Genomic DNA, 15,407 nt, shown 5'->3' with positions numbered 1-15,407 from the left:
ACAGATGGCGCTGCGTGCAGGCAGCCCCACTGCCGATCGGCGGCGGTCTCGTCACGCCGCGCGCCCGGCAGCGCCATGCTGACCCTGCGCCAGCTCGAATTCGCCGTCGCCGTCGCCGAGGAAGGCAGCTTCACCGCGGCCGCACGCCGCTGCCACACCGTGCAGTCGGCGCTGAGCCACCAGATCGCCAAGATCGAGCAGGCGCTGGGCGCGCGCCTGTTCGAGCGCGGCGCGCGCCACGTGCGCGCCACCGCCGCCGGCGAGGTGTTCCTGCACAATGCACGCGCCACCCTGCGCGCCGCCGAGCGCCTGCACGAGGAGATGGCGCAGACCCTGGGCACGGTGCGCGGCCGCCTGCAGATCGGCCAGATCTCCTCGTTGAACGCGGTGCAGGTGCCGGGGGTGCTGCGCCGCTTCCGCGAGGCGCACAGCGCGGTGGACGTGCACCTGCGCACCGGCATGAGCGATGCGCTGCTGCTGGAACTGGGCGAAGGCCGGCTCGACGTGGCCCTGGTCGGGGTCGGCCCGCACGTGGCGCTGCCGCCGCAGCACCTGCTGCTGCACGAGGAACCGCTGGCGCTGATCGCCGCGCCCGGCAACCGCTTCGCCGCGCGCCGCCAGGTCTCCCTGCGCGACCTGGAGGACGCGCCGATGGCCGGGCTGATCCCCGGTGCCGGCGTGCGCGGCATCATCGACCGCGCCTTCGCCGCCGCCGGCCTGCGCCAGCGCCTGCAGTACGAGGTCACCCACGCCGACCTGCAGCGGCAACTGGTGGCCGAGGACCTGGGCCTGGCGGTGGTGCCGCAGACCATGGCCACCGGCATGCACGGTGTGGCCACGGTGGCATTGCGCGAGCGCTTCCGCTTCCTCACCTACGCCGTGTGGCGGCCGGACCCGACCCCCGCCGCGCGCGCCTTCATCGCCCTGCTGCGCGCGCAGCGCGACGCCTTGCAGGCCGCAGCCGACAGCGCCAGCAGCGGTCGCCGCGCGCCGCGCCTGCGCGCGCGGCGAACCTGCTAGGCTGCGCGCGTTCGCAAAGGAGCCTGCATGTCCGCCCACAGCCAGTTCGCCCTGCTGCGGCAACGCCGCTTTCTGCCGTTCTTCGTGGTCCAGGCGCTGGGCGCCTTCAACGACAACGTGTACCGGCAGGCGATCATCGGCCTGCTGTTCTATCTGGGTGTGACCCCCGAGCAGCGCACGCTCTACACCAACCTGGCGCCGGCGCTGTTCATCCTGCCGTACTTCCTGTTCTCCTCGCTGGCCGGGCAGATCGCCGAGAAGCTGGAGAAATCGCGGCTGGTGGTCATCACCACCACGATGGAGATCGGCATCATGTCGCTGGCCGCGGTCGGCTTCCTGACCGAGAACATGGCAGTGCTGCTGGTGGCGCTGTTCTGCACCGGCCTGCAGTCGACCCTGTTCGGCCCGGTGAAGTATTCGATCCTGCCGTCGGTGCTCAAGCCGGAGGAACTGACCGGCGGCAACGGCCTGGTCGAGATGGGCACCTCGATCTCGATCCTGTGCGGCATGATCCTGGGCGGGTTGATCTTCCAGATCGCCGGCAGCCACGGGCCGGTGGCCGCGGCCACCGCGGTGGTGGCGCTGGCGGTCACCGGCAACCTGATGGCGCGCTGCATCCCCAAGGTCGACGCCGGCGCGCCGGACCTGAAGATCCACTGGAACCCGCTGCCGGAATCGCTGGCGATCATGCGCCTGACCCGGCGCCAGCTGGCGGTGCGCAACGCCGTGCTCGGCGTGTCCTGGTTCTGGTTCGTCGGCACCGTGCTCACCGCGCAGTTGCCGACCTACGCCGAACTCAACCTGGGCGGCGCGCAGGACCTGTACATCTTCGCCCTGGCGCTGTTCTCGATCGGCACCGGCACCGGCTCGCTACTGTGCGAGAAGCTGTCCGGGCGGACCGTGGAAATCGGCCTGGTGCCGCTGGGCGCGTTCGGCATCAGCGCCTTCATGCTCGACCTGTACTTCGCCCGGCCCGGCGCCGCGCTGCAGACCGGCCTGGGCATCGGCCAGTTCGTCCACCAGGCCGGCAGCTGGCGGATCATGCTCGACCTGGTCGGCATCGGCCTGTGCACCGGCCTGTTCGTGGTACCGCTGTTCGCGCTGATCCAGAGCCGCACGCCGAAGGCGGAACTGTCGCGCGTCATCGCCGGGCTCAACATCCAGAACTCGCTGTTCATCGTGCTGGCGGCGATGATCGGCATCGCCCTGCAGATGCAGGAACTGCACCTGTTCGGCACGCGCATCCCGATGCCCGGGCTGCGCATTCCGCAGGTGTTCCTGGCGCTGGCCATCGCCAACGCCGTGGTGGCGATCTGGATCTTCAGCATCGTCCCCGAATTCCTGATGCGCTTCCTCAGCTGGGTGATGGTGCGCACCCTGTACCGGCTGCGCCTGCACGGCGTCGAGCGCCACGTGCCCGAGGAGGGCGCGGCGCTGATCGTGTGCAACCACGTCAGCTACATGGACGCGCTGGTGCTGGCCGCGGCGATCCCGCGGCCGGTGCGCTTCGTCATGTACTACCGCATCTTCAACATCCCGGTGATGCGCTGGATCTTCCGCACCGCCAAGGCGATTCCGATCGCCGGCGCGCGCGAGGACCCCGCGCTGATGCAGCGCGCGTTCGACGCCATCGACGCCGCGCTGGCCGAGGGCGAGCTGGTGTGCATCTTCCCCGAGGGCGCGCTGACCAAGGACGGCGAGATCGCCGCGTTCAAGTCCGGCGTGGAGAAGATCCTGGCCCGGCGCGCGGTGCCGGTGGTGCCGATGGCCTTGCGCAACATGTGGACCAGCATGTGGAGCAAGCGCGATTCGCGGCTGCGTCGCATGCGCGTGCCGCGACGCTTCCGCGCGCATGTCGAGGTGATCGCCGACGCGCCGGTGGCCGGCGCACAGGCCACCGCCGAGACCCTGGAAGCGCAGGTGCGGCGGCTGCGCGGCGACGCCGCCTGAGTGCGGCGCAGGTGCCGCAGGCGCGCGCTTGGGGTAAATTAGCCGCAGGGGAGACGCCACAAGCGGTGGCGTCCATGGCGAAGGACCGAACACAGTGAACCAGGTCGTACCACCACCAGCGCCCAACGCGACGGGCATCTATGTGCCCAACAACCTGGTCTGGGCGATCCTGTCCACGCTGTTCTGCTGCCTGCCGCTGGGCATTGTCTCCATCGTCTACGCCTCGCAGGTGGATGGCCGCCGCGCCGCCGGCGACATCGCCGGCGCGCGCGAGGCCTCGCGCAAGGCCGGCCTGTGGGCAATGTGGTCCGCGTTCGCGCTGCCGATCCTGATGGCCCTGTGGTTCCTGCTGTTCGGCGGCCTGGCCTTCCTCGGCAGCCTGACCAGCCACTGATCACCCTGGGCGTTTCCCGTTTCACCACCCAACCACCGGAGCAACACGGATGAATACCACCGCACCGCAAGTGTCCAACAACCTCGTCTGGGCGATCCTGACCACGCTGTTCTGCTGCCTGCCGCTGGGCATCGTGTCCATCGTCTATGCCGCGCAGGTCAACACCAAGCTCGCCGCGGGCGACGTGACCGGCGCGCGCGATTCGGCGGACAAGGCCAAGAAGTGGGCGATCTACTCGGCGGTCACCTCGGTGGTGCTGATCGTGCTGTACCTGATCTTCATCTTCGCCCTCGGCGGCCTGGGCATGATGCAGCAGTCGTCCATGTCCTGAGCACCGCGGCCGCCGTCGCCTGCGACGGCGGCCGGCCACACGCGATCCCCCTGCCATGTCCCTGCCGCGCCTGCAGTCCCTGCCCCGCTGGCTGCCGTTGGCCGCACTGAGCGGCGCCGCGGTCATCGCCACCGTGGTGCTGCGCCGGATCGATCCGAATGTCCCGGGCAATCCGCTGCCGGGCTGCCCGTTCCGCGCCCTCACCGGCCTGTATTGCCCCGGCTGCGGCAGTACCCGCTGCCTGCACGCGCTGGTGCACCTGGACCTGGCCCACGCCTGGACCAGCAATCCGCTGCTGGTCGTCGCGCTGCCGCTGCTGGCGATCATGGCGCTCAACGCCGCCGGCCTGCGCCTGCGCCCGCTGGCGCCGCTGCTGAAGATCCTCGCCGACCCGCGATTGTGGCTATGGGTGCTGCTCGGCTACGCGCTGCTGCGCAATCTGCCCTGGTACCCCTTCACCCTGCTCGCGCCGCACTGACGGCCCGCCACACCCGCACCGCAGCGACTCGTCTAGACTCATCGACTGCCGTGCACCACCCGTCAAGGAGATTCACATGAGTACCGTCAGCCCCGTCGCGCCCCCGCCGCCTCCCGCCTCCGGCGTCCCCGGCCCGGTCCCCAATCACCTGGCCTGGGCGATCATCTCGACCGTGCTCGGCTTTTGCCTGTGCTGCCCGGCGCTGATCACCGGCATCGTCGCCATCGTGTTCTCCAGCAAGGTCAACGGCCTGCTCAACCAGGGCGACCTGGAGGGCGCGCGCCGTGCCTCCAACACCGCCAAGACCTGGTGCTGGGTGACCACCGCGCTGGCCATCATCGGCCTGCTGATCAACATCGGCATGCTCGCCACCGGCGGCATGCAGGGCTACATGGACTACATGCAGCAGATCCAGCACGCGAGCTGATCGGCATGCGCGCCTGGCAACAACGGGCGTGCCTGGGCGCCGCCGCCGCATTCGCGGCCGGCGGCGCCACGCTGTTGTACCGCTTCGATCCCAACGCCGCGAACAACCCGTTCGCGCCGTGCATGTTCCATGCGCTCACCGGCTACTACTGCCCGGGCTGCGGCATGACCCGTGCACTGCATGCGCTGGTGCACCTGGACCCGGCCGGCGCGTTCGCGATGAATCCCGGCGCGATGCTCGGCCTGGCCCTGCTGCCGGGCCTGATCGCCTGGAAGGCCGGCTGGCGCGCGGCCTGGTTCGCGCCGGTGATCAACGTGGTCTCGCGGCCGAATTTCTGGCTGGTCGCGCTGCCGGGCTACTGGATCGCACGCAACCTGCCGTGGTTCCCGTTCACCTTGCTGGCGCCGCACTAGCCGGCCTGCCGCATCCGCCTCGTCGCAGACTCGCGCCTCCCAACACGGCGGATGGGCACCCCTCGTCACTTCGGAACGTGTCCTGTAGGAGCGGCTTCAGCCGCGAGGGGGGGGGTTCCCGATAAGCCTAAGCCCGGCGCCGCTGAAGCCGCGCCTACGCGACAACCACATGCGTGGCAGACGCAGGTTGTTAGAGGTGCCCTGATGTCGAGAGCGGCCTCAGCTGACCCAGCCGGCGATCACCAGCAGCGCCAGCAGCACCAGCCACAGCAGCAGCACCCGCCAGACCTGGCTCATCGCATCGCGCAGTTCCGGCAGGCGCCGCAGCGCCGGCACCACCATGCCCGCGTCGCTGTAGTCGTGCGCCTCGGCATCGAGTTCGCCGCGCACGCTGGCGCAGGCCACCGGCCCGAGGAAGCCGGTGTCCAGTTGCCACCGCTTGCTGCCGGCGGCGCGCCAGGCACCGAACACCGCCTCGAAATTGCCGACCAGGGCCAGCGAGAAGGTCATCAGGTGCGCCACCGGCCATTCCAGCGCCGCCAGCAACGCGCGCGCGCCGGCGGCGGTCGCCGGCGGCAGCCGCGAGGCATAGGGGCCGACCGCGGCCAGCGCCAGCAGCCGATAGCCCAGCGCGCCGAACGGCCCCAGCAGCAGGAACCAGAACAGCACCGCGAAACAGCGCCGCAGCGCGCTGACCGCCACCGCCTCGACCAGCCCGGCCGGGTCCTCACGCAGCGGCCCGCCGTCGGCCTGCAACTGTGCCACCGCCAGCTGCCGCGCCGCGGCATCGTCGGCGTCGATGATGGCCTCCACGTCGGTGTCCAGGTCGCGCGGGCCCCAACTGAAGGCCAGCACCGCGATGCCGAACAGCAGGGCCAGCAGGCCCAGATGCGGTGCCGCCAACAGCCACTGCAGCAAGCCGACCAACAACAGCGGCGGCAGCAGCGCCAGCGCGATGCCGTAACGGCCGCGCCAGGCGCTGCCCTCGCCGGCATGGGTGTCCAGCCAGCTCAGCCAGTCGCCGAAAGCATCGAAGCGGCGCAACGAGGCCACCATGCCCGGCGCGACATGGCCCAGCACCAGGGCGACGATCACAGCGACGAGGGTCGTGAACATGCAGGTCCTCCGGGACCGTTCTGAAGCGGATGCGCGCAACGCGCCGGCGTGGTCAGGTCGGCGCGCCGTGCCGGTACCAGTCCTCGATCAGCGCGCGGGCGATGGAGATGCGTGGTGGCAGGCGCAGGCCATGGCCGTCGTCGGCGCTGTCGCCGTGCGCGGCCAGGCGCGCCAGCGCGGCGCCGACTTCTTCGCGCTCGAACCAGCGCGCGTCTTCCAGCTCACCGTCCACCTGCGGCGTATCCGCCTCCGCCTGCGCACGGAAGCCGAGCATCAGCGCGCCGGGAAAAGGCCACGGCTGCGCACCGTAGTAGCGGCAGCTGCCGGGTCGCACCCGCACCTGGGTCTCCTCGGCCACCTCGCGCGCCACCGTCTGTTCCAGCGATTCGCCCGGCTCGACGAAGCCGGCGATCACCGAGTAGCGCCGCGCCGGCCAGCTCGCCTGGCGCCCCAGCAGCAGGCGCCGGCCATCGCTGACCGCGACGATCACCGCCGGATCCACCCGGGGATAGTGTTCGCTGGCGCACTGCGTGCACACACCAAGGAAGCCGCCGCGCTGCAACGCGATGGTGCCGCCGCATACGCCGCAGAAGCGGGTGCGCGACTGCCAATGCAGCATCGCGCGGGCGTAGGCGAACAGGCCCGCCTCCAGCGCCGGCCACTCGGCCGCGGCGCGGCGCAGGTCGATGCGCTGCGGTGGCGGCGCCAGCTGCGGCACCGCGTCGGCGGCCAGCGCGAACCAGGCCTGGCCGTGGTCCAGGCCGAGGAAGAGCGCCTGCTCGGCCAGCGCGCCCAGCGCGGCGGCGCTGGCGATCAGCGGGCGTCCGTCGGCATCGGCATGCGCGTGGCCATCGGCGTCCAGCACCAGCACCCGGGCCTGTTCCCAGGCCTGGCGCAGCGCGGCCGGATCGTTGCGCACGGCATCGGCGCGGTCGATCGCGGGACCGGCGAAGGCGAAGGAGTCAGGCGTCGGATCGGACATGCGCCGCAGGGTGCAGGCAAACCGTGCGTCCCGCAAGCCGCAGCGTGTCTACACGCTGAAGCTGCTGCCGCACCCGCAGGTGGTCTTGGCGTTGGGATTGCGGATCACGAACTGCGCCCCGTGCAGGCCTTCGCTGTAATCCACTTCCGCACCCATCAGATATTGCAGGCTGAGCGGGTCGACCAGCAGGGTGACCTGGTCGGTCTGCACCGCCAGGTCGTCCTCGGCGCGGTTCTCGTCGAACTCGAAGCCGTACTGGAAGCCGGAACAGCCGCCGCCCTGGATGTACACGCGCAACGCCAGCGCGTCGTTGCCTTCCTCGCGGATCAACTCGCGCACCTTGGCCGCGGCGGCCGCGGTGAAGTTCAACGGCCGGTCCAGGGACTGGTAGTCGGGCGTGGGCGCGGCGCCGGGCAGGGAGACGAGAGTGCTCATGGCGGGAGAATGGGGACGGCGGACGGCCGAATCAAGCCTCGGCGGTGAGCGCGCGCGGCGGTTCGGCGTCGCCGGCGGCCTCGCGGTGCGCTTCCGGCGGCGCCAGCGCGACCAGGCTGCCTGCGTGGATCAGGCGCCCGGTCAGCTGCGCGCCGGCGTTCATCTCCACCACCTGGTAGTGCACATTGCCCTGTACCCGCGCCTTCGACGCCAGCTCCACGCGCTCGGCGGCGTGCACGTCGCCGATCAGTTGGCCGTTGATGATCACCACCGGTGCGCGCACCTCGCCCTCGATGCTGCCGTGCTCGGACAGGGTCAGCGTGGCCGGCGCGCCGTCCTCGGCGATGACCTTGCCGAGGATGCGCCCTTCCACGTAGAGCCCGCCGCTGAACACCAGGTCGCCGCGGATCACCACCTGCGCGCCGATCAGCGTATCGACCACGGTCTGGCCGCTGTTGCGGCTGTTCTTGTTCCCAAACATAGGCTGATTATTCCCCTTTGCCGTTACCGGCCAATGTCCAATCGAAGGTCTGGCTGACCGGCGCCCCGCCGCCGCTCAATGCCACCCGCACCCGTTGCGGAGTGAAGCCCTTGGGCAGGATCACGCTGCCATCCAGTTGCTGGAAGTAGCGGAACGAGTAGTCCTGCCCGGGCACACCGGTCTTCTGGTGCAGTTCGTCCCAGCCGACGCTGGTCAGTTTGCCGCCACGCACGCCCTCCACGTTCAGGCGCAACTGCCCCTGGCTGATCGCGCCGCGGTTGAGGTTCTGGGTCAGCACCACGTTGTAGCGCCAGGTGCCGCCGGCCTCGGCGGAGAACTCCACCGAATGCACACTCAGGCCCTTGCGCTGGCTGGTCGCGCCGACCAGGCGCTCGTAGAACGCCACGTCCGCGCGCAGCCCAGCGATCTCCTCGTCGCGCTCGGCCAGCGAACTCTGCACCTCGTTGTTGGCGGCACGGCTGATCTGGTCGGAGCGGGCCAGGGTGGCCTGGCGCTGGTTGAGCGTCTCGATCTGACGCTGCTGCGCCTGCAGGTTGCGCTCGGCCTCGCGCAACTGCGCGCTGACCGCACTCAGCCGCGGCGCGGCCTGGCGACTGGCCAGCCACCAGGTCAGCGCCAGCGACAGCAGCCACAACCCGGCCAGCAGCAGCCACAGCCGGCGGCCGGGGCGCGGGCCTCCGCCGCCATTGGGCACGATCTGGAAACGGGGAACGGGTCGGTTCATGCGCGCTGCCGCGCCACCGAGGCGGCGCCGGCGTCGATCCTCACGGGTCGGCCTGCTGGGTCACCTAGTGTAAGCCACGCTCCTGAGCGGCGCCGGACTGCGCAGCTGACCGCCGCCGCGGGCTGGCCTTCGTGGCGGGCTTGGCCGATAGTGGCCGGCATCCGTGCAGTTGCAGGAGCGCCTGCCATGACCGACGCCCATCTCTTCGTAATCGGCATCCTGCTGGCCTGGCTGGCCGGCATCCGCGTCTACCTGACCGTGTTCGGCATCGGCCTGGCCGGGCTGCTCGGCTGGCTGGAGCTGCCGCCAGCGCTGCAGGCGACGCAGTCGTGGTGGGTGCTGGGCACCTCCGGCGCGCTGGCGCTGGCCGAGTTCTTCGCCGACAAGATCCCCGGCGTGGACTCGGTGTGGGACCTGCTGCAGACCCTGACCCGAATCCCCGCCGGCGCCTTCCTGGCCGCGGCCACGCTCTCGCCCGACGGCCAACTGGGCGCCGGCGCGCTGGCCACCGGGGCCGGCGTGGCCCTGACCAGCCACGCGCTCAAGGCCGGCACCCGCGCCCTGCTCAACACCTCGCCGGAGCCGGCCAGCAACTGGATCGCCTCGCTGGCCGAGGATTCGGTGGTGATCGCCGCGCTGGCCCTGGCACTCGCGCACCCGTGGCTGGCGTTGGCCGTGGTGCTGACCGCGAGCGCGCTCGGCGCGCTGCTGGTGTGGTGGACGTGGCGCCTGCTGTGGCGGGGCATGCGCCGCCTGCTGGCGCCGGCGACGGCGCCCGCCGCGCCGCAAGGCACGCAGCCTTCGCGAACTTGATCGCATAATTGCACGCGCACCAGGAACCAGACGCGATGCCTGCCAACGACGCCGCTCCGCTTTCCCACCGCGAGGACCCGCGCGCGCGCCACGTCCGCGCCGAGACCCCGCCGCCGCACTACTGGCGCCGCTGGGTCGGCGACGCGACGCACGTCGCGGCGCCCGCCGACCTGGCCTCCGATCACGCGCCTGCCGACGACGACGCGGCGGCCGCCATGCCGCTGGCCAGCAGCGAGCACGACGACGGCCCGGCCGATGCCAGCGCAGCCGCCTTCGTGGTCGCCGACACCGACGCCGATCCCGCCGCCCAGGCCGCGGCCGCAGCCGCGCCGTACCGCGTGCTGATCGTCGAGGACGACCGCGCGCAGGCACTGTTCGCGCAAAGCGTGCTGCACGGCGCCGGCATGCATGCGCAGGTGCAGATGCAGGCCGAAGGCGTGCAGCAGGCCATCCTCGACTACCGGCCGGACCTGATCCTGATGGACCTGCACATGCCGGGACTGGACGGCATGCGCCTGACCGCGCTGATCCGCCAGCAGCCGCAGCACCAGTTGCTGCCGATCGTGTTCCTGTCCGGCGACGCCGACCCGGAGCTGGAGTACGAAGTGCTCGACAGCGGCGCCGACGACTTCCTGACCAAGCCGATCCGGCCGCGGCACCTGATCGCCGCGGTGTCCAATCGCATCCGCCGCGCCCGCCAGCAGGCCCAGCAGGGCCACGCCGAGGCGGTGCCGCTGAACAACCCCGAGACCGGTCTACCGACCCGTGCCCATGTGCTGCAGCTGCTGGACACGACGCTGCGTGCACGCCGCCCCGGCAGCCTGTACTTCGTCGAGATCGCCAGCGCGCTCGGCCTGCGCGAACGCTACGGCTACGCGGCGTTCGAGCGGCTGATGGTGCAGGCCGGGCGCCGCCTGGCCGGCGTCACCGCGCCGCAGCCGCTGGCGCGGCTCAACGACAACAGCTTCCTGCTGCTGGCCGAGCAGGATGCCGATGCCGACGCGCAGCGGCAACGCGCGCAGAGCCTGCGCGACACCTTGTCCGGCCACGCCTTCCCGCTGCGCGAGGACGAGGCGCTGCACCTGCGCTGCGCGGTCGGCTACGCCGATTTCGGCCATGGTTTCGAGGACGCCGGCAGCGCGCTGGAAGCGGTCGAACGCACCGCGCTACAGGCACGGCTGCAACCGCAGGGCATCGCTGCCTACGTACCGCCGCGCGCGGACGAGGACCTGCAGCGCATCGCGATGCTGGAAGGGCAACTGGAACCTGCCTACCAGCCGATCGTCGCCGTCGCCGGCGGCGACATCGCCCAGTACCAGGTGCTGCTGCGCCTGCGCCAGCGCGACGGCAACCTGCTCTCGGCCGGCCAGGTGCTGCCGGCCGCCGAAGCCGGCGGACGCATCGCCGACCTCGACCAGCAGGTGCTGGACCACGCATTGGGTCTGCTGCATCTGTACCAGCACGCCACCCCGCCGCTGCGCCTGTTCGTCTCGCAGTCCTCGCGTACCCTGGCGCGCACCGCCTTCGCCGAGTGGCTGATCGACACCATCGGCCGCCGCGGCGTCACCGGCACCTCGCTGGTGATCGACCTGCGCCTGGACGATGCACTGGTCCACACCGCCACGCTGCAGCAGTTCTGCGCGCGGCTGATGCCGTTGGGCGTGCAGTTCTGCATCAGCCAGTTCGAACCGGGCGCCGAGGCCGAGGCCTTGCTCGCGCATCTGCCGCTGGGCTATCTGCGCCTGTCGGCGCGCTTCGCAGGCGCACATGCCGATCCCGAATTGCGCGACCAACTGCGTGCCACCATCGATCTGGCGCATCGCGCCGGCCTGCTGATCATCGGCCAGCAGATCGAACAGGCGCAGGCCGCGGCCGCGATGTGGATGGGCGGGGTCGATTTCATCCAGGGCAACCTGGTGCAGTCGGTCGGCGACCAGTTGAACTTCGACTTCCAGAACGCGGTGCTCTAGCCATGTCCGTCCGTCGACGCCGGCCCCTTCCGTGGCCGGCGGCCTTCGCCGCGGTGCTCGCCGTCGCCGGCACCCTGCTGGCGCTGCCGCCGCTGGCGCTGCCCTTGCCGGCGCCGTGGCACTGGCTGGCACCGGTCTGCATGGCCGCCGCCGCGGCCCTGGCCACCCTCGCCGGTTGCCGCGCGCGACAACAGATCGAACGCCTGGATGCGGCGCTGGCGCGGGCCGCGCTGGCCGAGTCCGAACGCAACGCCCTGCAGCACGACGTGCACGCGCGCGAGCGGCTGGAACAGGAGCTGCTGCAGGCCAAGCAGGCCGCCGAGGCTGCAACCCAGGCGGCCGAAGCCGCGGTGCTGGCCAAGGGCGAGTTCCTGGCGACGATGAGCCACGAGATCCGCACCCCGCTCAACGGCATCATCCCGATGCTGGAGTTGATCGGGCGCGGCCCGCTCGGCCTGGACCAGCGCGAGATGCTGCGCGCGGCCAGCACCTCCTCGCTGCAGTTGCTGCGCATCGTCGACGACATCCTCGATTACTCCAAGCTGGAAGCGAACCGGCTGGAGCTGGAGATCACCACCTTCAACCTGCGCGAACTGCTCGACGGCGTGCTGGAACTGATGCAGCGCGCGGCCGAAGCCAAGGGCCTGCGCATGGCGCTGCAACTGGACCCGGCGGTGCGCCTGCCGGTGCGCGGCGATCCGGTGCGCCTGCGCCAGGTGCTGAGCAACCTGCTCGGCAACGCGGTCAAGTTCACCGCGCGCGGCGGCATCGACCTGGGCGTACGCCGGCTCGGCGAAACCCCGGCACAGCACCTGCTGCGCTTCGAGGTACGCGACACCGGCATCGGCATCAGCGCCGAACGCCAGGAACACCTGTTCCAGGCCTTCACCCAGGCCGACGCCTCCACCACCCGCCTGTACGGCGGCACCGGGCTGGGCCTGACCATCTGCAAGCGCATCGTCGAACTGATGGGCGGGCGCATCGGCGTCGTGTCGCGGCAGGGCCAGGGTGCCACGTTCTGGTTCGAGATCCCGCTGCTGAAGGTGATCGGCGACCTGCCGCAGAGCCCGGGCGGGCTGCCGCGGCTGCATGCGCTGCTGGTCGGCGCCGACCAGCGCCTGCAGCAGCGCCTGAGCGTGCTGCTGCCGAACTGGGGCGTGCAGGTGAGCAAGGTCGACTCGACCCAGGAGGCGCTGGAGCGGCTGCGCGGCAACGGCAGCAGCAGCGGCGTACGTCCGGCCTACGACCTGGTGATCGGCGACCTGGACGGGCTGCGGCAGAGTGCGCGCGCGCTGCAGCGCGCGGTGGCGCGGCTGCCGACACCGCAGACCACGCGGCTGATCTGGCTGTACGGCGAGGCCGACATTCCCGAGGAGATCCGCGCGCACGGCGCGCTGCTGTCGCGACAGGCCGCCGACATCGACCTGCGCAGCATGCTGGCGCTGTCGCCGGCGACCCCGAGCCTGGCCAACGAGACCGTGGGCGCCACCGACGACGCCGATACGTTCTACCACGACGCCTTCGCGACGAACGCCGTGGATACCCCCGCGCCCGCTCTCGCCGTGGCCGACGCCCCGCCGCCGCGCAGCGGCTACCGGCTGCTGCTGGTCGAGGACAATCCGGTCAACCTGATGGTGGCGCGGCGCCTGCTGGAATCGCTCGGCCACCACGCCGACAGCGTCGAGGACGGTGCCGCCGCGCTGGCGCAGTTGTCGCGGCAGCCGTACGACCTGGTGATGATGGATTGCCAGATGCCGGTGCTGGACGGCTACGCCGCCACCCGGCAGTGGCGCCAGCGCGAGGCGGAGGCGGCGCGCCCGCGCCTGCCGATCGTGGCAATGACCGCCAACGCGATGGCCGGCGACCGCCAACGCTGCCTCGATGCCGGCATGGACGATTACCTATCCAAGCCGATCGACCGCGCACGGCTGGAGGCCTGCCTGCAGCGCTGGCTGCCGCTGCAACCGGCAGCCATGCCGGCCTGCGCGACGTTCGCGCCGGAGCCGGCATCCGCGGCCATCGCGAGCGGGCCAGCGGCAGATGCGCTCGCCGACGCGATGCAGGTCAGACCGCAGGACACCCGCCACACCGCCATGCACACGGCGGACGCTGCCACGGCGTCCAGCCCCACCGCTACGTCGACCGCCTCGATGCCATCGCCCGATCACGCCACACTCGAAGCCCCCCTGGCAGCGCCTGCGCTGGAACAGGATGTGGCGCCGCGCGGCGCCACCGCGACATCGATGCCACCGCTCGCCGCGACGGAGGCAGACGATCCGGAACCGCCATCGGCAGTGCCGGCGCCGGTGCTGGAGATCGCCGTGCTCGACGAGTTGCGCGAGGTCATCGGCTCGGCCAGCGTGGCGCAGATCGTCGAGCTGTTCCTGGCCGATGCGCCGTTGCTGATCCAGCGCCTGGAGGAGTCCGCGGCGACGGCGCAGAGCGACGCACTGCGCGAGGCCGCGCACACGCTGAAATCCTCGGCCGCCAATCTCGGCGCACTGGCGCTGTCGGCGGCGGCGCTGCGCATCGAGTCGGGCGTGCGCACCGGCACCCTGGATCGTCCCGTGGTCGCGGTCGCCCTGGTGATCGCCGAATTCGCGCGCGCGCGCCTGGCGCTGAACGGCTACCGCGCCAGCGTCCGCGACACCACCGAACCCGCTGCGCCATAGCGCGCGATCTTGCGCTGCGCCACGACTGTAGGCGAAACGATCGCCCGCAGGACCTGGTCAAGCGCATCGCCCAAAGCGCAGACGCTCGCCTGCTGCTTTTTCCCTCGTAGGAGCGGCTTCAGCCGCGACAGGCTTTACCTCTGACGCTTGTCGCGACCAACCATCGCCCGCCGAACGCCGCCACCGCGCCGCATCTCTACCGCATCTCTACAAAGGGCAGATGCACTTCCGTCTGCTGTTCTTGTAGGAACGGCTTCAGCCACGACGGACTCCACCGGTAAAGCCCGTCGCGGCTGAAGCCGCTCCCACAGAAGAGCGACGTCGTGCGATGCCGATGCCATGTCGGCCGCATGGATTCGCGCAGGAGCGGCATGTGCCGCCGTTTGGGATCAGCGGCGACTTTCGGCCTGCAAACGCGTCGCGGCGGAAGCCGTTCCAACAAATGGGCAACGCCACACGATGCGGATGCGGATGCCATGTCGTCACCATGGATTCGCGCGGAAGCAGCGTGTGCCGCTGCGCGGGATCAGCGGCGTCTTCAGCCACGCGTCGCGGCTGAAGACGCCGCTATACGTGCATGGCAACGCCATCCCGGGGTGCAGAGCGAACAGCATCCAGCGCGGCGCGGGCACAGGCCAGCGCCGTGGCGTCATGCGCCGACGATTCAATCCTCGAGCTTGGTCAGCAGGTAGTTCGGCTCGCCGATGCGCTCGATCAGGTCGAGCTGGGTTTCCAGCCAGTCGATGTGCTCTTCTTCCGATTCGAGGATGTCGGCCAGCAGCTGACGGCTGACGTAGTCCTGGATCGATTCGGCATAGGCGATGCCGTCGCGCAGGGTGACGGTGCCCTCCCGCTCCAGCGCCAGGTCGCACTCGAGGATTTCCTTAGGGTTCTCGCCGATGCGCAGCTTGCCCAGCGCCTGGAAGTTCGGAAGCCCCTCGAGGAACAGGATGCGGTCCGCCAGCTTGTCGGCGTGCTTCATCTCGTCGATGGATTCCTTGTACTCGTGCTCGGCCAGTTCCTTCAGGCCCCAGTTCTTCAGCATCTTGGCGTGCAGGAAGTACTGGTTGATCGCGGTCAGCTCGTTGTAGAGGACCTTGTTGAGGAACTCGATGACTTTGCTGTCGCCCTTCATGATGTCGCTCGCGTAAATCCGGAAAGCGCAGACTCTAGCGAATCG

The 15,407-nt window shown here is 70.6% G+C and carries 16 protein-coding genes; 10 read left to right on the top strand and 6 right to left on the bottom strand.

What is annotated here, in order from left to right; genetic code table 11:
- The first annotated feature begins 75 nt into the window (after window positions 1–75).
- The 7 genes from GGR71_RS18265 (at window position 76) to GGR71_RS18235 (ending at window position 5,013) form a co-directional block, all read left to right on the top strand.
- Window positions 76–1,020 (top strand): LysR family transcriptional regulator, encoded by a 945-nt coding sequence (locus GGR71_RS18265; RefSeq protein ID WP_160958008.1) that lies wholly within the window; start codon window positions 76–78, stop codon window positions 1,018–1,020.
- A 27-nt stretch (window positions 1,021–1,047) separates the two neighbouring features.
- The gene (locus GGR71_RS18260; protein ID WP_160958011.1) at window positions 1,048–2,970 is read left to right on the top strand and encodes an MFS transporter; all 1,923 of its coding nucleotides are present in this window, start codon (window positions 1,048–1,050) and stop codon (window positions 2,968–2,970) included.
- 94 nt (window positions 2,971–3,064) lie between these two features.
- Window positions 3,065–3,364, top strand: coding sequence for a CD225/dispanin family protein (locus tag GGR71_RS18255; RefSeq protein WP_160958013.1), 300 nt, complete (start codon window positions 3,065–3,067; stop codon window positions 3,362–3,364).
- Window positions 3,365–3,413: 49 nt separating this feature from the next.
- Window positions 3,414–3,695: a CD225/dispanin family protein gene (locus tag GGR71_RS18250; protein ID WP_048489318.1), complete on the top strand. Its 282-nt coding sequence runs from the start codon at window positions 3,414–3,416 to the stop codon at window positions 3,693–3,695.
- 55 nt (window positions 3,696–3,750) lie between these two features.
- The gene (locus tag GGR71_RS18245) at window positions 3,751–4,173 is read left to right on the top strand and encodes a DUF2752 domain-containing protein (protein WP_160958015.1); all 423 of its coding nucleotides are present in this window, start codon (window positions 3,751–3,753) and stop codon (window positions 4,171–4,173) included.
- 76 nt (window positions 4,174–4,249) lie between these two features.
- Window positions 4,250–4,600 (top strand): CD225/dispanin family protein, encoded by a 351-nt coding sequence (locus GGR71_RS18240; protein WP_048489316.1) that lies wholly within the window; start codon window positions 4,250–4,252, stop codon window positions 4,598–4,600.
- 5 nt (window positions 4,601–4,605) lie between these two features.
- A complete protein-coding gene (locus GGR71_RS18235) occupies window positions 4,606–5,013 on the top strand; it encodes a DUF2752 domain-containing protein (protein WP_160958017.1) in 408 nt (135 codons plus the stop codon).
- A 219-nt stretch (window positions 5,014–5,232) separates the two neighbouring features.
- Here the strand turns inward: GGR71_RS18235 and GGR71_RS18230 are convergent, their stop codons facing one another.
- Genes GGR71_RS18230 through GGR71_RS18210 form a run of 5 tightly spaced genes read right to left on the bottom strand, consistent with a single transcriptional unit; the run spans window position 5,233 to window position 8,772 of the window.
- Entirely contained in the window at window positions 5,233–6,129 is an 897-nt protein-coding gene (locus GGR71_RS18230) for a hypothetical protein (protein ID WP_160958019.1), read from the bottom strand.
- Window positions 6,130–6,181: 52 nt separating this feature from the next.
- Window positions 6,182–7,111 (bottom strand): NAD(+) diphosphatase, encoded by a 930-nt coding sequence (gene nudC / locus GGR71_RS18225; RefSeq protein WP_160958021.1) that lies wholly within the window; start codon window positions 7,109–7,111, stop codon window positions 6,182–6,184.
- Between the two features lie 48 nt (window positions 7,112–7,159).
- Window positions 7,160–7,546, bottom strand: a complete 387-nt coding sequence (gene erpA, locus GGR71_RS18220) for an iron-sulfur cluster insertion protein ErpA (RefSeq protein ID WP_017908990.1) — start codon at window positions 7,544–7,546, stop codon at window positions 7,160–7,162.
- A 31-nt stretch (window positions 7,547–7,577) separates the two neighbouring features.
- Window positions 7,578–8,027 carry a bactofilin family protein gene (locus GGR71_RS18215; protein WP_048489312.1) on the bottom strand — a complete coding sequence of 150 codons (450 nt, stop codon included), beginning with the start codon at window positions 8,025–8,027 and terminating at the stop codon, window positions 7,578–7,580.
- Between the two features lie 7 nt (window positions 8,028–8,034).
- Window positions 8,035–8,772, bottom strand: a complete 738-nt coding sequence (locus tag GGR71_RS18210; RefSeq protein ID WP_160958023.1) for a DUF6776 family protein — start codon at window positions 8,770–8,772, stop codon at window positions 8,035–8,037.
- 186 nt (window positions 8,773–8,958) lie between these two features.
- Between GGR71_RS18210 and GGR71_RS18205 the strand changes: the two genes are divergently transcribed.
- From GGR71_RS18205 to GGR71_RS18195, 3 genes are read left to right on the top strand one after another with little or no spacing between them, the layout of a single operon-like run.
- A complete protein-coding gene (locus tag GGR71_RS18205) occupies window positions 8,959–9,585 on the top strand; it encodes a DUF4126 domain-containing protein (RefSeq protein WP_184452188.1) in 627 nt (208 codons plus the stop codon).
- A 35-nt stretch (window positions 9,586–9,620) separates the two neighbouring features.
- Entirely contained in the window at window positions 9,621–11,555 is a 1,935-nt protein-coding gene (locus GGR71_RS18200) for an EAL domain-containing protein (protein WP_160958027.1), read from the top strand.
- A gap of 2 nt (window positions 11,556–11,557) precedes the next feature.
- Window positions 11,558–14,227 carry a hybrid sensor histidine kinase/response regulator gene (locus GGR71_RS18195; RefSeq protein WP_202404830.1) on the top strand — a complete coding sequence of 890 codons (2,670 nt, stop codon included), beginning with the start codon at window positions 11,558–11,560 and terminating at the stop codon, window positions 14,225–14,227.
- A 664-nt stretch (window positions 14,228–14,891) separates the two neighbouring features.
- Here GGR71_RS18195 and bfr read toward each other — a convergent pair.
- A complete protein-coding gene (bfr, locus tag GGR71_RS18190; protein ID WP_048489308.1) occupies window positions 14,892–15,362 on the bottom strand; it encodes a bacterioferritin in 471 nt (156 codons plus the stop codon).
- Between the last annotated feature and the right edge of the window lie 45 nt (window positions 15,363–15,407).

It is taken from the genome of Xanthomonas sp. F1, assembly GCF_014199855.1.
Note: the sequence above shows the minus strand (reverse complement) of the source record. Positions and strands in the feature narration are given on the sequence as shown.